The sequence below is a fragment of the Amycolatopsis sp. WQ 127309 genome, assembly GCF_023023025.1.
Lineage (GTDB): Bacteria > Actinomycetota > Actinomycetes > Mycobacteriales > Pseudonocardiaceae > Amycolatopsis.
The window spans coordinates 11,012,327-11,030,498 of record NZ_CP095481.1 but is presented as its reverse complement, the minus strand read 5'-3'; the positions used below and the strand labels follow the sequence as shown (position 1 = coordinate 11,030,498).

At 71.5% G+C, this 18,172-nt stretch carries 14 protein-coding genes; 9 read left to right on the top strand and 5 right to left on the bottom strand.

Annotation, left to right across the window (positions count from 1 at the left end; translation table 11 throughout):
- Positions 1 to 79: 79 nt before the first annotated feature.
- The 6 genes from ettA to MUY22_RS48955 all read left to right on the top strand — a co-directional run bounded on the left by ettA (position 80) and on the right by MUY22_RS48955 (position 11,253).
- Complete coding sequence (gene ettA / locus MUY22_RS48980; RefSeq protein WP_247055465.1) at positions 80 to 1,756, top strand: energy-dependent translational throttle protein EttA; 1,677 nt, start codon at positions 80 to 82, stop codon at positions 1,754 to 1,756.
- A 16-nt stretch (positions 1,757 to 1,772) separates the two neighbouring features.
- Positions 1,773 to 4,439, top strand: coding sequence for a hypothetical protein (locus tag MUY22_RS48975; protein WP_247055463.1), 2,667 nt, complete (start codon positions 1,773 to 1,775; stop codon positions 4,437 to 4,439).
- Positions 4,440 to 4,897: 458 nt separating this feature from the next.
- Positions 4,898 to 9,889 (top strand): NAD-glutamate dehydrogenase, encoded by a 4,992-nt coding sequence (locus MUY22_RS48970; RefSeq protein WP_247055461.1) that lies wholly within the window; start codon positions 4,898 to 4,900, stop codon positions 9,887 to 9,889.
- On the top strand, positions 9,886 to 10,305 hold the full coding sequence (locus MUY22_RS48965; protein ID WP_247055459.1) for a thioesterase family protein: 420 nt from the start codon (positions 9,886 to 9,888) through the stop codon (positions 10,303 to 10,305). The genes MUY22_RS48970 and MUY22_RS48965 overlap by 4 nt, the downstream gene beginning before the upstream one ends.
- Positions 10,298 to 10,933, top strand: a complete 636-nt coding sequence (locus MUY22_RS48960; protein ID WP_247055457.1) for a hypothetical protein — start codon at positions 10,298 to 10,300, stop codon at positions 10,931 to 10,933. The genes MUY22_RS48965 and MUY22_RS48960 overlap by 8 nt, the downstream gene beginning before the upstream one ends.
- Positions 10,934 to 10,992: 59 nt before the next feature.
- A complete protein-coding gene (locus MUY22_RS48955) occupies positions 10,993 to 11,253 on the top strand; it encodes a hypothetical protein (RefSeq protein WP_247055455.1) in 261 nt (86 codons plus the stop codon).
- 42 nt (positions 11,254 to 11,295) lie between these two features.
- Here MUY22_RS48955 and MUY22_RS48950 read toward each other — a convergent pair whose 3' ends face one another.
- From MUY22_RS48950 to MUY22_RS48940, 3 genes are all read right to left on the bottom strand, one after another.
- On the bottom strand, positions 11,296 to 12,900 hold the full coding sequence (locus MUY22_RS48950; protein ID WP_247055453.1) for a glycoside hydrolase family 13 protein: 1,605 nt from the start codon (positions 12,898 to 12,900) through the stop codon (positions 11,296 to 11,298).
- Complete coding sequence (locus MUY22_RS48945; protein WP_247055451.1) at positions 12,900 to 13,301, bottom strand: globin; 402 nt, start codon at positions 13,299 to 13,301, stop codon at positions 12,900 to 12,902. Before MUY22_RS48945 ends, MUY22_RS48950 begins: the two co-directional genes overlap by 1 nt.
- Positions 13,302 to 13,473: 172 nt before the next feature.
- The gene (locus MUY22_RS48940; protein WP_247055449.1) at positions 13,474 to 14,481 is read right to left on the bottom strand and encodes a mechanosensitive ion channel family protein; all 1,008 of its coding nucleotides are present in this window, start codon (positions 14,479 to 14,481) and stop codon (positions 13,474 to 13,476) included.
- A gap of 357 nt (positions 14,482 to 14,838) precedes the next feature.
- Here MUY22_RS48940 and MUY22_RS48935 point away from each other — a divergent pair, with 357 nt between their 5' ends.
- Positions 14,839 to 15,336 carry an HNH endonuclease gene (locus MUY22_RS48935; protein WP_326943444.1) on the top strand — a complete coding sequence of 166 codons (498 nt, stop codon included), beginning with the start codon at positions 14,839 to 14,841 and terminating at the stop codon, positions 15,334 to 15,336.
- Between the two features lie 91 nt (positions 15,337 to 15,427).
- Here the strand turns inward: MUY22_RS48935 and MUY22_RS49925 are convergent, their stop codons facing one another.
- Positions 15,428 to 15,799 carry a hypothetical protein gene (locus MUY22_RS49925; RefSeq protein ID WP_326959245.1) on the bottom strand — a complete coding sequence of 124 codons (372 nt, stop codon included), beginning with the start codon at positions 15,797 to 15,799 and terminating at the stop codon, positions 15,428 to 15,430.
- 278 nt (positions 15,800 to 16,077) lie between these two features.
- Here MUY22_RS49925 and MUY22_RS48925 point away from each other — a divergent pair, with 278 nt between their 5' ends.
- Positions 16,078 to 16,335, top strand: coding sequence for a hypothetical protein (locus MUY22_RS48925; protein WP_247055443.1), 258 nt, complete (start codon positions 16,078 to 16,080; stop codon positions 16,333 to 16,335).
- Positions 16,322 to 16,813, top strand: a complete 492-nt coding sequence (locus tag MUY22_RS48920) for a DUF5130 family protein (RefSeq protein ID WP_247055441.1) — start codon at positions 16,322 to 16,324, stop codon at positions 16,811 to 16,813. Before MUY22_RS48925 ends, MUY22_RS48920 begins: the two co-directional genes overlap by 14 nt.
- An 82-nt stretch (positions 16,814 to 16,895) precedes the next feature.
- Here MUY22_RS48920 and MUY22_RS48915 read toward each other — a convergent pair whose 3' ends face one another.
- Complete coding sequence (locus tag MUY22_RS48915) at positions 16,896 to 18,095, bottom strand: IS30 family transposase (protein WP_247055439.1); 1,200 nt, start codon at positions 18,093 to 18,095, stop codon at positions 16,896 to 16,898.
- Between the last annotated feature and the right edge of the window lie 77 nt (positions 18,096 to 18,172).

Below are 18,172 nucleotides of genomic sequence, written 5' to 3'. Positions count from 1 at the left end.
GGTGATCCGCGGCTGACTTTCGGTAGCCCGACGGTGACCGGCGTCAGGTCGCGATCAGGTGCGCTCTACGATCGTGCGTATGGCCGAGTTCATCTACACCATGAAGAAGGTGCGCAAGACCGTCGGGGACAAGGTCATCCTCGACGACGTCAGCACCGCGTTCTACCCCGGCGCCAAGATCGGCGTGGTGGGGCCGAACGGTGCCGGTAAGTCCACCGTTCTCAAGATCATGGCGGGGATCGAGCAGGCCAGCAACGGCGAGGCGTTCATCCATCCCGGGTCGAGCGTCGGCATCCTGATGCAGGAGCCGGAGCTCAACGAGGAGAAGACGGTCCGCGGGAACGTCGAAGAGGGCCTCGGCGAGATCAAGGTCAAGCTCGACCGGTACAACGAGGTCCTCACGCTGATGGAGACCGAGTACACCGAAGAGCTGATGGAGGAGATGGGCCAGCTCCAGGAGGAGCTGGACCACGCCGACGCCTGGGAGCTCGACTCGACCGTCGAGCAGGCGATGGACGCGCTGCGCTGCCCCCCGCCCGAGGAGGCCGTCACCCACCTGTCCGGTGGTGAGCGCCGCCGCGTCGCGCTGTGCAAGCTGCTGCTGTCGGCGCCGGACCTGCTGCTGCTCGACGAGCCCACCAACCACCTGGACGCCGAGAGTGTCCTGTGGCTGGAGCAGTTCCTCTCCCGCTACGCCGGTGCCGTCCTCGCCGTCACCCACGACCGGTACTTCCTGGACAACGTGGCCGAGTGGATCATGGAGATCGACCGCGGCCGCGTCGTCGGGTACGAGGGCAACTACTCCACGTACCTGGAGAAGAAGCAGGAACGCCTCGCGGTCCAGGGCAAGAAGGACATGAAGCTCGCGAAGCGCCTGAAGACCGAGCTGGAGTGGGTCCGGTCGAACGCCAAGGCGCGCCAGACCAAGTCCCGGTCGCGGCTCGACCGCTACGAGGAGATGGCGGCGGAGGCGGACAAGCACCGCAAGCTCGACTTCGAAGAGATCCAGATCCCGCCGGGCCCCCGGCTCGGCAGCGTCGTGGTCGAGGTCGACAAGCTCAAGAAGGGCTTCGACGAGCGCGTCCTCATCGACGGCCTGTCGTTCGACCTGCCGCGCAACGGCATCGTCGGCGTGATCGGCCCGAACGGCGTCGGCAAGACCACGCTGTTCAAGACGATCGTCGGGCTCGAGGAGCCGGACGACGGCATCGTCAAGATCGGCGAGACGGTCAAACTGTCCTATGTGGACCAGAACCGCGGCGGGATCGACCCGAAGAAGACCGTCTGGCAGGTCGTCTCCGACGAGCTGGACTACATCCACGTCGGCCAGACCGAAATGCCGTCGCGAGCGTACGTCTCGGCGTTCGGCTTCAAGGGCCCGGACCAGCAGAAGCCGGCGGGGGTGCTCTCCGGTGGTGAGCGCAACCGGCTCAACCTGGCGCTGACCCTCAAGCAGGGCGGAAACCTGATCCTGCTCGACGAGCCGACGAACGACCTGGACGTCGAGACCCTGGGCTCGCTGGAGAACGCGCTGGAGCAGTTCCCCGGCTGCGCCGTGGTGATCTCGCACGACCGGTGGTTCCTCGACCGGGTCGCGACGCACATCCTGGCCTGGGAAGGCACCGACGAGAACCCCGCGCAGTGGTTCTGGTTCGAGGGCAACTTCGAAGGGTACGAGAAGAACAAGGTGGAGCGGATGGGCGCCGAGGCGGCCCGCCCGCACCGTGTCACCCACCGCAAGCTGACCCGCGACTGAGGGGGCGGGTTTCCCCGTGGAAGCCAGCAAGCAGCACTTGACGGGCCCGCTCGCGCCGTCGACCGCCACCTCCGCCGGAGGACGCGCATCGACGGGCACCGAGAGCGGGCGTTCCGCCAATGCCGGGGGAACCCTCTCCGCCGTCGGCCGGCTCATCGAGCGGGCGGACGCGCTGCACCTGCGCGCACCCGAGCTCGCCCTGGTCCTCGGCGAGCGCGCGGCCGCGCTGGCCGAGGCCGCCGGGGCCGACGAGCAGTGGATCCGGGCCGAGAGCCTGGTCGTGTCCGCGCGCGTCCGGCTCGGCGACCGGCCGGCCACGGTCGGACGGGCGGTCGCGGCGTTGCGCGCGGCCGAGCACGCCGGGTACGGCGACATCGCCGCCCGGCTGCGCATCGACCTCGCCGTCTGCGCCCGCAGCCTGGGCGTGCCGCTCACCGGCCTGTCCGCGCTGCGCCCGGTGCTCACCGACCCGGTCGTCTCGCCGGTGCACCGCGCCGCCGCGCTGACGCACCTGGTCGGCTGCCTCGCGCAGATCGGCCGGAAGTCCGAGCTGGACCGCGTGCTCGTCGAAGCCGACAAGCTCGTGCTGGGCGACGACTGGCTGGGCGCCGACACCCAGCTGCTGGTGCGGGCGCTGCTGCGGGTCGGCACGGCCGCGCACCGGCGCCGCCACGGCGACCTGACCGCGGCGGCCGACGCCGCCCGCACCGGGCTGGGCTTCCTGGAGAAGCTCGACAACCCCTCCGACGACGGCGGGCTCGTCCGGATCCGCTTGGTACTGCTGCTGGTCGGCACGCTGCTCGACCGCGGTGACGGCGAGATGGCGTACGAGATCGCCGAGCCGATGCTGGCCGAGCCCATGCGCGCCGCCGGCGTCGCGCCCGCGAGCTGGCTGCGGCTGGCCGTCGCGACCCGGATCCACCTGCCATCGGGCTCCGGCGAGGCCGCGATCGAGCTGGTCCGCGAAGCCGTCGCGAGCACCGACCGGCACGGGTTGTCCGCGGTCACCGCGCGGCTGTGGCTGGAGCTGGCGCAGCTGCACGAACGCTTCGGGCAGGCCGAGGAAGCCATCGCGTGCCTGTACCGCTCGCGCGCGGCCGAGCAGCTGTACGCGCGAGCCCGGCGGCAGGCGTGCAACGTCCTGGCCGGCGAGTTCGGCACCGGCGAACCGGCGTCGATCGACCTCGACGAGGTGCTCGAGGCGGTGCCGTCCCGGCCGGTCCCGGTCGTCGCGGCCGAGCCCGCCCCGGCGCCGGCGCCCGCCGTGCGCGAACCGGCCGCCCCCGCCCCGCAAGCTCCGGCGTGGTCGTTCGGCAGCCGCGAGCCGGAGTCCGGGACGCCGGCGCCAGCGTGGTCGTTCGAACGGCCCCGGACGACCGCCGACGCGGCCGAGACGACGTTGCTGCCGGCGGTGCGGGACGAGCCCGTGCGGCCGGAGCCGGTGGTCGTCGAGCGCCGCCCGGAACGGTCCGCGACCCGGCCGGAACCGATCGAGGTCCGCTCGGCCGAGCGGACCCCCCAGCCCGCGCCGCCGGAGCCGGCCGAGGTTCGTTCGGCGCGGGAGCGACGCCTGGAACCGAACGAAGCCCGCGCGGCCGAGCCCGGCCGGCGGCCGGAGCCGAGTGAGGCCCGCCCGCCGTGGCAGCGCGCGGGGACGGGCGAGAACCGGGCCGTGGAAGCGCGGCCGCAGGCCCGGGCCGAGCGGCGGTCCGCGTCCGAGCCGCGCCTGGATCCCATCGAGGTGCGCTCGGCGAAGCCGGAGTTCCGGTCCGAGCCGGTCGAGGTCCGCCCGGCGCAGCCCGATTTCCAGCCTGAGCGCGACGAAGTCCGGTCGAAGCCGGAGTTCGGCTCGGAGTCGGCCGACTTCCGGTCCGGCCGCCGTGCCGCACCGGAATCCGAACGGCGGGCCGCGCCCGAGTCCAACGGCCACTCGGCGCCGCAGCCCGCCGCCGAGGCGCCCGAGTCCAACGGCCACGCGACGTCGCAGCCCGCCGCCGAGGCGCCCGCCGGAAACGGGAAGGCCAAGTTCTCCTGGGCCGCCGTCGCCGAGGCCCGGCTGCGGGAGACCGCCGCCGAACGGGAGTCGGCACCCACGCGCGTGACGCCGGCCCTGCCGCTCGCGCCCGAACCCGCGGCCGAGCGGGAACCGGTGCGGCGCGAGCCGCAGCCCTCGACCCGGCACGACTCCGAGCACGGTTCGCAGTCGGTGCTGGACCGGCTCGGGATCTCCGCTTCGGGTGGTGGCGGGGGCCGCGGCCGCCGCCGGGCCGAGGACGCCGAAAGCCCCCGTGCGGAGCCGGCGCCCGAACCGAAGCGGCCGGAGGCCCTCGCGCCGGCACCACGTCCCGAGGACTACAGCGACGACGCCGAGCCGTGGCTGCCGAGGCTGCGGATGCCGCCGTCGCTGGAGCCGATGGAGGACTTCGGGCACTGGACGCCCGCGACGGCGCCGTTCCCGGAGAGCTACGCGCGCGCCATCGCCGAGGACGAGCCGCCGCCGGACGCCGGTCTCGCCGACCTGCTGGCCCGCGCGCTCGCCGAGCACCAGGCGGGCACGGCCAGCGCGGCCGCGCTCGTCAAGCAGCTGGGGTCGGAGGACAACGGCGGCCGCCGCAACGGGCACGGCCGCAACGGCCACGGCGCCGAGGTCCCGGACACCCGCCGGCACGGCTCGTCCGACTGACCCGCTCCGCCGCCGAACACCGCCACTCATCGCCGGGTTCGTGTCGCCCGCATCAGCGAACGCCGTTTCATTCGGTGAGACACCATCTTTCGTCGCCGACTCGCCGGCGCCCCGTGAGAGTGGGATGCGTCGCACTTCGCTGTCGGTGACCGGCCGTCACCGTTCGCCGAGCGGCTCGGGACCCTCCGTCGCGCGGGTCTGCTGAACCGATCATGTAGCCACCTCGCTGCGCACCGGCCGGTGCGCGCGGCTGGTCAGCGCCGCGAGAAGGTCCGCAACACAACCCGTCAGTAGCTTGACCGATCACGCGAATCCGCAGGCCCATAAGGGTTTTCCGGCGCCCGGCAAGCTCCGGGTCTTCGTGTGTTCCTCCAGCCCGGCGGATTAGTGTGGGGTGGCCGGAGTTCAACGCCGAACCCGGCGCGGAGTCACCCACGCATCTTGGAGAGTTGCCTCGAATGAGCTCGACCGGAGTCTCGTCCCCACCCGGAACCGGAGCCGTCACCGAACCCGAGTTCGGTCCCCCGCGCTCCACCGTCAGCCCGGAGCAGATCAGGGACGACCTGATCGACGCCGCCGCCGGGCTGGCCCCGGAGATCGGCGAGCTCATCCGGCTCTACTACCGGCACATCCCGGCCGAGGAGATCGTCGGCGACGAGCCGGTCAACCTGGTCGGCGCGGTCCGCTCGCACCGGCAGCTGGCCCAGCAGCGGATGCCGGGCCGTCCCGCCGTGCGGCTGCTGAACCCGACCGTCGCCGAGGACGGCTGGGCCCGTGAGGCCACCGTCGTGCAGGTCGTCACCGACGACATGCCCTACCTGGTCGACTCGATCGCCGCGGAGTTCGCCCGCGACGGCGTGCAGGTGCAGCGGATCGTCCACCCGATCGTCGTCGTCACCCGCGACCTGACCGGTGAGCTGCTGGAAGTGCACCCGGACGCGGACCCGGCGCAGCCGCCCGCGAACTCGGCCGCCGAATCGTGGATGTACATCGAGATCGACTTCGTCACCGACCCGAACCGGGCCCGTGAGCTCGACAACCGGCTCTCCAGCGTGCTGGGCGACGTCCGCGAGGTCGTCGAGGACGCCGAGAAGATGGCCCAGACGGCCTGCCAGCTCGCCGGCGAGCTGGAGACCGACCCGCCGCAGCTGCCCCAGGCCGAGGTCGCCGAGGGCGCCCGCCTGCTGCGCTGGCTGGCCGACGGCCACTTCACCTTCCTCGGTTACCGCCGCTACGAGCTGGTCGAGAACCCGCACCCGGACTCCGACGAGCCGGCCCTGCGCGCCGTGCTGGCCTCCGGGCTCGGCGTGCTGCGCCAGGACAGCCTGGCCGCGCGCGGCCTCACCGCCGGCCCGGACAGCTCGACGACCGCGCTCGCGCCGTCGCTGCTGGTGCTGACCCAGGCGAGCGCGCCGTCGACCGTGCACCGGCCGGTCTACCCGTACTACGTCGGCGTGAAGACCTTCGACGCCGAGGGCACCGTCACCGGCGAACACCGCTTCCTCGGCATGTTCACCACCACCGCGCTGCACGAGAACGTCCTCGACATCCCGGTGGTCTGCGACCGCGTCCGCGAGGTCATCCACCGCGCCGGGTTCCCGATGGAGTCCTTCTCCGGCCAGCGGATGCTCGAGGTGCTGCAGAACTGGCCGCGCGCGGACCTGTTCTCCGCCGACACCGACTCGCTGTACTCGACGACGACCGGCGCGATCACGCTGTCGGACCGCCGCCGGCTGCGGCTGTTCCTGCGCCGCGACCCGTACGGCCGCTTCTACTCGTGCCTCGTCTACCTCCCGCAGGACCGCTACACGACGCGCTCGCGGCTCGCGATGCAGGAAGTCCTGCTCGAAGAGCTCGAAGGCACCCAGCTCGAATACAGCGCCCGCATCGGGGAAACCGTGCTGGCGCAGGTGCACTTCATGGTCCACACCGATCCCGCGCGCGGCCAGGAGCCGGACACCCCGCGGATCCAGGACCGGCTCAACGACGCCGTCCGCAGCTGGGACGACCGGATGGTCGAGGCGGTCCTCGACGAACGCCGGGAGCGCTCGGACGGCGGCGTGGCCGTCGGGGTCCTCGGCGAGGAGTCGGCGACCGAGCAGGGCCAGCGTTACGCCGGCGTCTTCCCCGAGGGCTACAAGGAGGACTTCTCCGCCGAGGAGGCGCTCTCCGACCTGCGCGCCCTCGACTCGCTCTCCGACGAAGGCGACCTCGCGCTGTCGTTCTACCTGCCGGGCGACGCCGAGCCCGGCGAGCGGCGGTTCAAGCTCTTCCTGCGCGGTGAGGGCGTGACGCTGTCGAAGGTCCTCCCGGTGCTGCAGGCGATGGGCGTCGAGGTCGTCGACGAGCGGCCGTACGAGCTGCACCGCGAAGACGGCGGCCCGTGCTGGATCTACGACTTCGGCCTGCGCATCAGCCAGAAGATGCTGGGCCAGCAGCCGGACGACGCCGCCGTGGCCGAACTGCGCGATCGCTTCCAGGACGCCTTCGAGGCCGCCTGGCGCGGCGACGCCGAGGTCGACGGCCTCAACGGCCTCGTCCTGCGCGGCGGGCTCACCTGGCGCCAGGCCGCCGTGCTACGCGCGTACTCGCGCTACCTGCGCCAGGCCGGCAGCGCGTTCTCCCAGGACTACATCCAGAACACGCTGCTGTCCCACACCGAGGTCGCCACGAAGCTGCTGCGGCTGTTCGAGGTCCGCTTCGACCCGTTCCTCTCCGACGCGGACCGCGAGGCCGCGACCGACGGCCTGGCCGGCGAGCTGAACGCGTTGATCGACGAGGTCACCAGCCTCGACGAGGACCGGATCCTGCGCCGGCTGATGGCCGTCATCCGGGCCACCCTGCGCACGAGCTACCACGTCACCGACGCCGAGGGCGCGCCGCGGCCGTACCTCGCGATCAAGCTCGACCCGAGCGGCGTGCCCGACCTGCCCGAACCGCGGCCGCGGTTCGAGATCTTCGTGTACTCGCCGCGCGTCGAAGGCGTGCACCTGCGCTTCGGCGAGGTCGCGCGCGGCGGCCTGCGCTGGTCGGACCGGCGCGAGGACTTCCGCACCGAGATCCTCGGCCTGGTCAAGGCGCAGGCGGTCAAGAACGCCGTCATCGTGCCGGTCGGCGCGAAGGGCGGCTTCGTCGTGAAGCGCCCGCCGGTCCCGACCGGCGACTCCGGCATCGACCGCGACGCCCAGCTCAACGAGGGCATCGCCTGCTACCGCATGTTCATCTCCGGCCTGCTCGACCTGACCGACAACCGCGTCGAGGGCAAGACCGTGCCCGCGCCGGGCGTCGTCCGGCACGACGCCGACGACTCCTACCTGGTCGTCGCGGCGGACAAGGGCACCGCGAAGTTCTCCGACATCGCCAACGAGATGTCGGCGCAGTACGGCTTCTGGCTCGGGGACGCCTTCGCCTCCGGTGGCTCGGTCGGCTACGACCACAAGGCCATGGGCATCACGGCGAAGGGCGCTTGGGAGAGCGTCAAGCGGCACTTCCGCGAGCTGGGCAAGGACACCCAGGCCGAGGACTTCACCGTCGTCGGCATCGGCGACATGATGGGTGACGTCTTCGGCAACGGCATGCTGCTGTCCGAGCACATCCGGCTGGTCGCCGCGTTCAACCACATGCACGTCTTCCTCGACCCGATCCCGGACGCGGCGGCGACCTACGCCGAGCGCCGCCGGCTGTTCGACCTGCCCCGCAGCTCCTGGGACGACTACGACCGCTCGCTGATCAGCGAAGGCGGCGGCATCTACTCCCGCTCGGCCAAGTCGATCCCGGTCAGCCCGCAGGTGCGCGAAGCGCTCGGCCTCGACGCGAGCGTCACCGCGCTGGCGCCGATGGACCTGATCCAGGCCATCCTGCTGGCGCCCGTGGAGCTGCTGTGGAACGGCGGCATCGGCACCTACGTCAAGGCGGAGACCGAAACCCACGCCCACGCCGGCGACAAGGCCAACGACGCCATCCGCGTCGACGGCAAGCAGCTGCGCGTCAAGGTGTTCGGCGAGGGCGGCAACCTGGGCCTGACCCAGCTCGGCCGGATCGAGTTCGCCCGCGAGGGCGGCAAGATCAACACCGACGCGCTGGACAACTCGGCCGGCGTCGACTGCTCCGACCACGAGGTCAACATCAAGATCCTGCTCGATCACCTGGTGCAGACCGGGAAGCTCGAGCAGGCCCAGCGCAACGCGCTGCTGGAGGAGATGACCGACGAGGTCGGCGCGCTGGTGCTGGCCGACAACTACCGGCAGAACGCGGTGCTCGGCGTCAGCCGGGCGCACGCCGGGCCGATGGTCTCGGTGCACGCGCGGCTCGTCGCGTCGCTGGTCGCCGAGGGCGCCTTCGACCGCAAGCTGGAGGCGCTGCCGAGCAACTCGGAGTTCCGCGAGCTGGAGAAGGCGGACAAGGGCCTCACCTCGCCGGAGCTGGCGACGCTGCTCGCGCACGTCAAGCTGGAGCTGAAGGACGAGCTGCTGGCCAGTGACCTGCCCGACTCGCAGGTCTTCTCCGGCCGGCTGCCGGAGTACTTCCCGAAGCCGTTGCGCGAGCGGTTCGCGCCGGCGATCGGCGAGCACCCGCTGCGCCGCCAGATCATCACCACGCTGATCGCGAACGAGGTCGTCGACGGCGGCGGCATCTCGTTCGTCTACCGGCTGATGGAGGAGATGAACGCGACGGCGACCGACGCCGTGCGCGCGTACGCCGTCGTGTCGCGGGTCTTCGACCTGCCGTCGCTGTGGAGCGCGATCGACGCGCTGGACAACGTCGTACACACCGACGTCGCCGACGAGATGACGCTGGAGACGCGGCGGCTGCTCGACCGGGCCGCGCGCTGGTTCCTCACCAACCGGCCGCAGCCGCTGGCGCCGCTGGCGGAGATCAACCGCTTCGGCCGGGTGCTCAACGAGCTGGTGCCGAAGCTCGGCGACCTGCTGCGCGGCCGGGAAGCCGAGTCGGTGCAGGCGAAGGTGGCGGAGCTGACCGCCGGGCACGTGCCGGCCGAGCTGGCCCGCCGGATCGCCCTGCTGCTGCACACGTTCGGCCTGCTCGACGTCACCGAGGTCGCGGAACTCGCGGAGCAGCAGATCGGCGTCGACGCGACGCACAGCCCGGCCGAGACGGCGGAGCTGTACTACGCGCTGTCGGCGCACCTGGACGTCGACAAGATGCTCACCGAGATCAGCGCGCTCGAACGCGGCAACCGCTGGCACGCCCTCGCCCGGCTCTCGCTGCGCGACGACGTCTACGGCTCGCTGCGGGCGATCACGCTCGACGCGTTGCGGCACAGCGATCCCGGGTCGTCGGCGGACGCCAAGATCGCGCAGTGGGAGAAGACCAACGCCTCCCGGCTGCAGCGGGCGCGCGTCGCCCTCGACGAGATCACCAAGTCCGGCCGCCTCGACCTGGCGACGCTTTCGGTGGCGGCCCGCCAGATCCGGAGCACGGTCCGGTGACCTACGTTTCGCTGGTCCGCCCGCGCTGGACGGACATGGACGTCTACGGGCACGTCAACCACGCCAAGATGGTGACGCTGCTCGAAGAGGCCCGCATCCCGCTGTTGTTCGAGGGGGCCGTCTCGGCCGGGCTCGAGCAGCTGCCGAAGGGCATCGTCGTGGTCAAGCTCGAAGTGGGCTACAAGGCGCCGATCGTGGTGACCGGGCAGGAGCTCCGCGTCGACATCGACCTGGCCGAGCTGAAGGCGGCGAGCTTCACGCTGGCCTACCGGGTGCACAACGGGCCGGCGGAGACGGACCCGGTGGCGGTCACCGCGCAGACGGTGCTGGCGCCGTACGACACCGTCGCGTTGCGGCCGCGTAGGCTCACCCCGGCCGAGTCGGAGTTTCTGAAGCAGGGGTTCGCGGATGCCTGAGTTGTTCGTGCCGGACGCGGCGGACCGCGAGACCCTCGGCGCGTTCGTCGCCCGCGCGGTCCGGCTGGACGGCCAGACGGCCGTCCGGCTGCGCCAGCGCGGTGACGGCGTGGTCGAGGCCTGGACGGCGACGCCGTTCGAGTGCCTGGCGACCCGCGCGGTGGCCGGTGACGTCACCCCCGGCGACGTCACGGTGTCCGGCAACGAGCTGCTCGCCGCGCTGACGGTGGCGGGCGCGCCGCGGATGGACCCGGGCCCGGCCCGCGACCTGCTCTGGCACGGCGAGCTGCCACCGCGCGGCCCCTGGCCGCTGGTCGACGAGCTCCCGGCGCACGTCGTCGCGGAGCTGGCCGACCGGGGCGTCACGCTGGCCCGCGACAACGCGGGCCCGCACGGCAACCCGCCGGCGTCGCTGATGGACCAGGCGGTGCTCACCGTCAGCGGTGGCTCGCAGGAGGTCAAGGTCCAGATGCGGTGCCTGTTCGCGTTGTCCGGCATGGGTTTCGTGGACTCGGGCGTCGAGGGTGACGTCGTCCGCGTGACGGCGACGGACTCGTGGCTGCGCCTGGACGCGCGCTACGGCGCGATCCTGCGCCGCCGCCACGCGCTGCTGCCGCTGCTGTTCTGAAGCCTTACGGATTCCTTGCGAGCCGGGCGATCACCCGGCCGCGGTGGCACGCTGGGCTCATGACCCCGGACGACGACCCCACGGCGGATTTCCTCGACGGTGTCCGCGCCGAGGAAACGCCGTGGCGCCGCGACCGTCCGGTGGGTGAGAAGGCGCCCGAGGGCGTCGAAAGACCTGAGAGGTGGGGCCGCACGCGTGCGGCGGGCCGGGCGGCTGCCCAGGCGGCGCCCTACCTCCAGGCCGCGGCCCTGGTGGCCTGGCTGGCGAGCGGAGCTTTCGACGACGGCTCGGGTTCGGGTTCGGGCGACCAGTCCGGTTAGTGCGGGTCCGGCGGCCAAGGGCGAGCCAGCCGCGAACCGGCCTCAGACGAGCCAAGCCGCCGAGTCGGCCGGGAGCTTCCCGTCCACCAGCGGGCTGCTGGCCAACAGCACCTCACCCGGCGGCAGCGCGATCGGGCTGGCCGACGTGTTCAGCGCGCAAACCAGCCCGCCACCCCGCCGGCGGAACGCGAAACACCCCGCCGGCGCGCCGTACCACTCCAGCTCGTCGCCGCCGAAGGCCGTGTGGGTCTTGCGCAGCTCGATCGCCTGGCGGTACAGCGAGAGCGTCGAATCGGCGTCTTCTATCTGCTTCTCGACCGTCAGCTCGGCCCAGTCGCCCGGCATCGGCAGCCAGGTGCGCGGGTTGCGGGAGAAGCCGAACGGTGGCAGGTCGCCCTCCCACGGCAGCGGTACCCGGGAGACGTCGCGGCCGAACTCCGCGCCGCTCGTCTTGGCGCGCGGGTCCGCGATGGCGGAAACCGGGATGTCGACGTTGGCCAGCCCCAGCTCTTCGCCGTTGTACAGGTAGACCGCGCCGGGCAGGGCCAGCTCGACCAGCGCCATCGCCCGGGCGCGGCGCACGCCCTGCGCGCCGCCGCCGTAGCGGCTGACCTGGCGCCAGACGTCGTGGTTGCTCAGCGTCCACGTCGCGGGTGCCCCCGTGCGAGCCGGCACGCTCAGCGAGCGCTGGATCGCCGTGCGCATGGCGTCGGCGTCGAAGTGGGTCAGCACCAGCCGGAAGTTGAACGCCAGGTGCAGCTCGTCGGGCCGCAGGTAGCGCGAGAGGCGCTCCTCGTCGGTCACCCAGATCTCGCCGACGGCCATGGTCTCCGGGAACTCGTCGAGCACCTTGCGGATCATCTGGTGGATCTCGTGGACGCCGTCGTAGTCCCAGCGCGGGTCGTAGTAGTCGGTCGGGGTGAACCCGCCGGCCCGCGGGTCCATGTCCGGCAGGCCCGGCGGCTTCGCCATGCCGTGCGCGACATCGATGCGGAAGCCGTCCACGCCGCGTTCGAGCCAGAACCGCAGGGTGCGTTCCAGGTCGGCGGCGACCTCGGGGTTGGCCCAGTTCAGGTCGGGCTGCTGCGGCGCGAACAGGTGCAGGTACCACTGGCCGTCCGGCACGCGGGTCCACGCCGGGCCGCCGAACGCGCTGACCCAGTTGTTCGGCGGGTCCTCGCCGCGCGGGCCGACGCCGTCGCGGAAGACGTACCGCTCGCGCTCGCGGCTGCCCGGCGCCGCCGCCATCGCCGACTTGAACCAGGCGTGCTGGTTGCTGGTGTGGTTCGGCACGACGTCGACGGTGACCTTGATCTTGCGCTTGTGCGCCTCGGTCAGCAGGACGTCGAAGTCGCCGAGGGTGCCGAACATCGGGTCGACGTCGCGCGGGTCGGCGATGTCGTACCCGTGGTCGGCCATGGGGGAGCGGTAGAACGGCGTCAGCCACAGCGCGTCGACGCCCAGCAGCTCCAGGTAACCGAGCCGGGACCGGATGCCCTCCAGGTCGCCGACGCCGTCGCTGTCCGAATCGGCGAACGAGCGCACGTAGACCTGGTAGAAGACGGCTTCCCGCCACCACTCCGGCGCTTTCCGGGGGCCCCGGGTGGCGGAGCCCCCGGCTTCGGCGTCCTCCGGCTCGGCTCTCATCAGACGAAGCTGTTCATCATGCTGTGCGCGGCCATCTCCAGGTAGGCCCACAGCTGCTGCCGGTAGGGCTCGTCGAGGTTCTCTTCGTCCACGGCGATCCGGATGCAGCGCAGCCAGGCGTCGCGCTCGATCGGCCCGATCTTGAACGGCGCGTGCCGCATCCGCAGCCGCGGGTGCCCGCGCTGGTCGGAGTAGGTGTGCGGGCCGCCCCAGTACTGCATCAGGAACAGCCGGAAGCGTTCCTCGGCCGGGCCGAGGTCCTCCTCCGGGTAGAGGGGACGCAGGATCTCGTCCCGCGCGACTTCCTCGTAGAACCGCCCGACGATCCGGCGGAACGTGGGTTCGCCGCCCACCGCTTCGTACAGGTTCGCCGGTTCGCTCACTGGTGACACGCCTCCCATTTTGCCCTTCGGCCCGAGGTTCCCGACGCCCGGTACCGCTGCTTCCGAACCGTCGCAAAACCGTTTCCCAGCGTAACGGCGGCGGTCCCGGCGACCCCATCGCGACCAGCTCCGGCCGAGGGCCGTGAGTGCGCAACAGTGTTGGAACACTGTTACGCACTCACGACCGGTGCTAGTCGGACCGACGGCGGCCGTTCTCGAGCGCGGTGGCCGCCGCCTTGGCCGGGAACAGGCGGCCGAGCGGGGGCTCGAAGCCGGCTTCCTCCAGGGCCGCCAGGAGCTGCCCGCGCAACGCCCGCTGGACCGCCCACTGCTTGCCCGGGCGGACCTTCACCGTCAGGCGCAGCTGGATGCCCTCCGGGGTGACGCTCTCCACCCCCAGCATCTCCGGCGGCTCAAGCACGTTCTCCCGCAGCAGCTCGCTCGACGTCGCCGTGGAGGCGGCCGCCATGAGCACCGTGGACGCGCGCTCGACGTCGGCCGAGTAACCGAGCGGGACGTCGACCAGCGCGACCGCGAAGCCCTGGCTGGAGTTGCCGACGCGCAGGACCTCGCCGTTGCGGACGTACCAGACCGTGCCCTTGACGTCGCGCAGTGTGGTGATCCGCAGGCCCACGGCCTCGACGGTGCCGGTCGCCTCGCCGATGTCGACGACGTCGCCGACGCCGTACTGGTCCTCGACCATCATGAAGATACCGGACAGGAAGTCCTTGACCAGGTTCTGCGCGCCGAACCCGATCGCGACGCCGATGATGCCGGCCGAGGCGATGATCGGGCCCAGGTTGATGCCGAGCTCACCCAGCACGAGGATGAACGCGAGGCCGTAGATCAGGAACGTCGACATCGACTTCAGCACCGAGCCGATGGTCTGCGCGCGCTGGCGGCGGCGTTCGATCACGGCCGAGCCGAGCACCTCGGGGGCGCGCTCGCGCAGGGGGCGCAGCAGCGCCGGCAGCTTGCCGCCGGAGCGCGGCAGCCGCGTGACGCGGTTGATCATCCGCTTGATCAGCAGACGCACCACGAACGCGATCAAGAGGATGAACAGGATCTTCAGCGGCTTGGTGAGGAGCCAGTTCGCCGAGCCGGCCAGCCACGCGTTGTTCGTGACCTCGAACACCTGGGAACAGAAGGTGCTGGAGTCCTTGATGCATGGCGGGTCGGCGGTGAGCAAGGGGGACACGGGGGTTGATCATCCTTCCGATCTCGTCGGTTTCGCCAACTTCGAGTGGATGTTGGGTCGCGGGGATGTGACACGTCTTGTAACACACGTGCGCTGGGGGCCTGTTCTGTGGTCGACTATGCCTACGCCCCTGGAGGTGGTCGAGTGCCAGACCGACAACCCAGCCCCCGCGGTGTCTCCGGCCAAGCCATGGCCGAAGAGACGCCAGAGGTGGTCCTGCGCGCCTATCCGGGGGGAACCGCATCCGGCGGACCCGCCCCGGCCGGGCCGGGGAACCGCCCAGGGGGAATCACCCGCCCGCCCGGTCAGCGTAGTAGAGGCCGGGACCCGGCGGCCCCGGCCTGGGGCCGGCGCCGGGTGCTCCTGCTCAACGCGACCTTCGAGCCCTTGACCGCGCTGCCCCTGCGCCGCGCTGTGGTCCTGGTCATGTGCGGCAAAGCCGAAGTGGTGCACGGCGACCCCGGCGGCATCGAGCTCCACGCCGCGACGCTGTCACTGCCGGTGCCCTCGGTGATCCGGCTCAGCACGTACGTGCGGGTGCCCTACCGCGCGAAGGTGCCGCTGACCAGGGCCGGGCTGATGCACCGCGACCGGTACCGCTGCGCCTACTGCGGGGGGCGGGCCGAGACGATCGACCACGTCCAGCCGCGCAGCCGTGGCGGACCCCACAGCTGGACGAACTGCGTCGCCTGCTGCGCCAAGTGCAACCACCGCAAAGCGGACCGGCTGCTCTCGGAGATCGGCTGGAAGCTGCGCGTCGTCCCGCGGGCCCCGCACGGCCCGCACTGGCGCCTGCTCGCGCACTCCAAGGAGGCCGACCCGCTCTGGCGGCCGTATTTGGGCTCCGCGGCATAACCGGGCCCTGACATGCCGGCGCCCCGGCTGCCTTGCGGCGGCCGGGGCGAGCCGGGGTGCTTGCGCGGTGCGTCCAGGAAGTGCGGAAAGCTCAGGCGGCGAGCGCGAACTCGCTCTGGCAGGTGACGCGGGTGCCCATGGTGACGCGCGTGCCCCGGGTGACACGGGTGCCGCGCGTGACTCGCGTGCCGCAGGTGACGCGCGTGCCGGCCGTCACCCGCGTGCCCATCGTGACGCGCGTGCCGCGGGTGACCCGGGTGCCCCGTGTCACCCGTGTGCCCGCTGTCACCCTGGTCCCCATCGTGACGCGCGTCCCCGCCGTGACCCGCGTGCCGCGGGTGACCCGTGTACCCCGGGTGACCCTGGTGCCCGCCGTCACACGCGTTCCGGGCACGAAGTCGATATCACTGGGTGACGAGGTGGTCTCGGTGATCGCCTGTGCGGGGGTGTGGACGCTGTTCATGGCAAGGCCTCCTGGGACCGGTGCGTGACCTGCTGGGGCTGGGGAGCGGGGCGCAAGGCCCGTACAGGTGAAAAAGCTACGAGGATTTCAAGGCAACGACAAGACGACAGCGGCGGGTGCGGCCGCCTGTACGTTGAGTTGCAACCTTTCGGCCCGACGGTCTTCGCCCCAACGTTCCAGTGCCCGCGCGCCAAGCGGCGGACGGCGCCTGCCTTACGACGAACGGTCGAGTGCGCCGCGCGCGGTGGTCGCGGAGGTCATCCGATACGCTCAGCGCCGTGAACGTTGTCGAGACGATCGTGGTCTTCGCCGTGATCCCGCTGGCCATCTACGGCTTCGCCGGGCTGCTGACGCTCCGGCGCAAGTCCGGTGGCGCCCCGCGGCACCGGCCGGGCCAGGCTTGGGAGTACCCGGCCATGTGGTGGAGCGCCAACCCCGAAGGGGTCGGTGAAGGGCACGCGCACGCGGGTGCCGGGAACAGCGTGGTCGCCGCAGGCGCCACTACCGCGGCAGGGGGCGCTCGTGGCAACTGGTGAGCTGACGAAGCGCGTCGACGAGTCCGAACTGGGCTACGGCGAAGCGCTGACGTCCAGCGGCCGCGTGTCGGCCGCCAAGATGTACGAGCCCGCCGCGCCGGCCGGCCCGTTCACCACCCGCCAGCTGGCCCGCCTGGACGAGGCGCTGACGTTCGCGAGCCGGGAGACCGGCCTGGACTTCAGCCTGTACCTCGGCGAGCTGGGCGGCCAGGACAGCCGGGCGACGGCGGAGAGGCTGCACGCCACCACGGCGAACCCGGCCAACTCGGTGCTGATCGCGGTCTCGCCCGGCGAGCGGCTGATCGAGATCGTCACGGGCAAGACGGCCTACAGCCGCCTGCCCGACCGCGGCGCCAAGCTGGCGATCGCGAGCATGGTGGCGTCGTTCAAGGAGGGTGACCTGGTCCGCGGCCTGGTCAACGGCCTCGCGAACGCGCTCCGCATGCTGTCCGACCAGGCGGGCCCCGCGCCCCGCTGACCCAGCCACACGAAAGGGCCCCGCACCACCCGGTGCGGGGCCCTTTTCACGTGTGGCGAAGAGCCGTGAAGGACTGGCGGATTCACGCGGTGGTTGCAACACCTGTCGTCTGCTGATCCAACAGTAGCTTCGTGAGGACCTCGGCTGGTGTCCGCCAGCCGAGGGTCTCCCGCGGCCGCCCGTTCAGCTCAGCCGCGACCTCCGCCAGGTCCTCAGCTGTGTGCCGGGACAGGTCGGTGCCTTTGGGAAAGTACTGCCGGAGCAGACCGTTGGTGTTCTCGTTGGACCCCCGCTGCCACGGCGAATGCGGATCGCAAAAGTAGATGTCCAGCCCCGTGGCCAGGGTGATCGTCCGGTGATGCGCCATCTCTTTGCCCTGATCCCAGGTCAGCGATCCCAGCAGCAACGGCGGCAACGTCGCGATCATTTCGGTCATCGCCGCGGCGACGGTGGCTGCGTCTCGCCCGTCGGGCAGGTGCAGCAGCATCACAAACCGGGTCGAGCGTTCCACCAGGGTCCCGATCGCCGAGCGGTTGTCTTGGCCCAGGATCAGGTCACCTTCCCAGTGCCCCGGCACCGCACGATCAGCCACCTCGGCGGGCCGCTCGGAGATGTTGACCATGTCCTGGATCCCGCCCGACGGTCGTTCCCGGCGGGCCTGGGTTTGCCGGCGTGGCATCCGCAATGCCCGCCCGGTCCGCAGCGCCGCGGTCAGTTCCCGGCGCAACGCACCCCGGCCTTGCACGTACAGTGATTGGTAGATCGTTTCGTGTGACACCCGCATCTCCGGCCGGTCGGGAAAGTCCAGGGCCAGTCTTTCGGAGATCTGCCGCGGGGACCACTTGCGGGTCAGCCCGTCCTGCACCACCGCCCGCAGTACCGGATCAGCGGCCAGCTTCGCGGTCTTGGGGCGTTTCGCGCGGTGTTCGGCGCGGTGCTGGGCGCTGCTGGGCCGGTAGTTCCCGTTCAGGCCGGTGTTGCGGGCCAGCTCCCGCGACACCGTCGACGCCGACCGGCCGATCATCCTGCCGATCGCGCGGGGCCCGTGACCTGCGGCGGTCAGGCAGGCGATCTCGTCCCGCTCAGTGATGCTCAACCGGAGTGGGCCGGGGCGGGTGGGTGCGTTGCTGCTCACCCCGCCAGCGTGGCGGAACAGCCGGACTCCGGTGGCGGGGGCGAAGCCGGCCGCTTGCGCGGCCGGCTTCGCCGTCTTTCCTGCCCGGATGTGGTCCCAGAACTCCAGCTGCACTGACCTGGGTAGCCAGCGATGCGCTCGAACCATCGGCAATTCCACCTTTCATCGAGGTGGTGTTGCAACGACCCCATGACTCCGAGACTCCTTACCGGCTCTTAAGGCCG

What these genes read in the sequence shown, in the direction of transcription:
- ettA (WP_247055465.1), top strand. Translation starts at nt 80, where the DNA reads ATGGCCGAGTTCATCTACACCATGAAGAAGGTGCGCAAGACCGTCGGG.
- MUY22_RS48970 (WP_247055461.1), top strand. Translation starts at nt 4,898, where the DNA reads ATGAGCTCGACCGGAGTCTCGTCCCCACCCGGAACCGGAGCCGTCACC.
- MUY22_RS48960 (WP_247055457.1), top strand. Translation starts at nt 10,298, where the DNA reads ATGCCTGAGTTGTTCGTGCCGGACGCGGCGGACCGCGAGACCCTCGGC.
- MUY22_RS48955 (WP_247055455.1), top strand. Translation starts at nt 10,993, where the DNA reads ATGACCCCGGACGACGACCCCACGGCGGATTTCCTCGACGGTGTCCGC.
- MUY22_RS48950 (WP_247055453.1), bottom strand. Translation starts at nt 12,900, where the DNA reads ATGAGAGCCGAGCCGGAGGACGCCGAAGCCGGGGGCTCCGCCACCCGG.
- MUY22_RS48945 (WP_247055451.1), bottom strand. Translation starts at nt 13,301, where the DNA reads ATGGGAGGCGTGTCACCAGTGAGCGAACCGGCGAACCTGTACGAAGCG.
- MUY22_RS49925 (WP_326959245.1), bottom strand. Translation starts at nt 15,799, where the DNA reads ATGAACAGCGTCCACACCCCCGCACAGGCGATCACCGAGACCACCTCG.
- MUY22_RS48915 (WP_247055439.1), bottom strand. Translation starts at nt 18,095, where the DNA reads ATGGTTCGAGCGCATCGCTGGCTACCCAGGTCAGTGCAGCTGGAGTTC.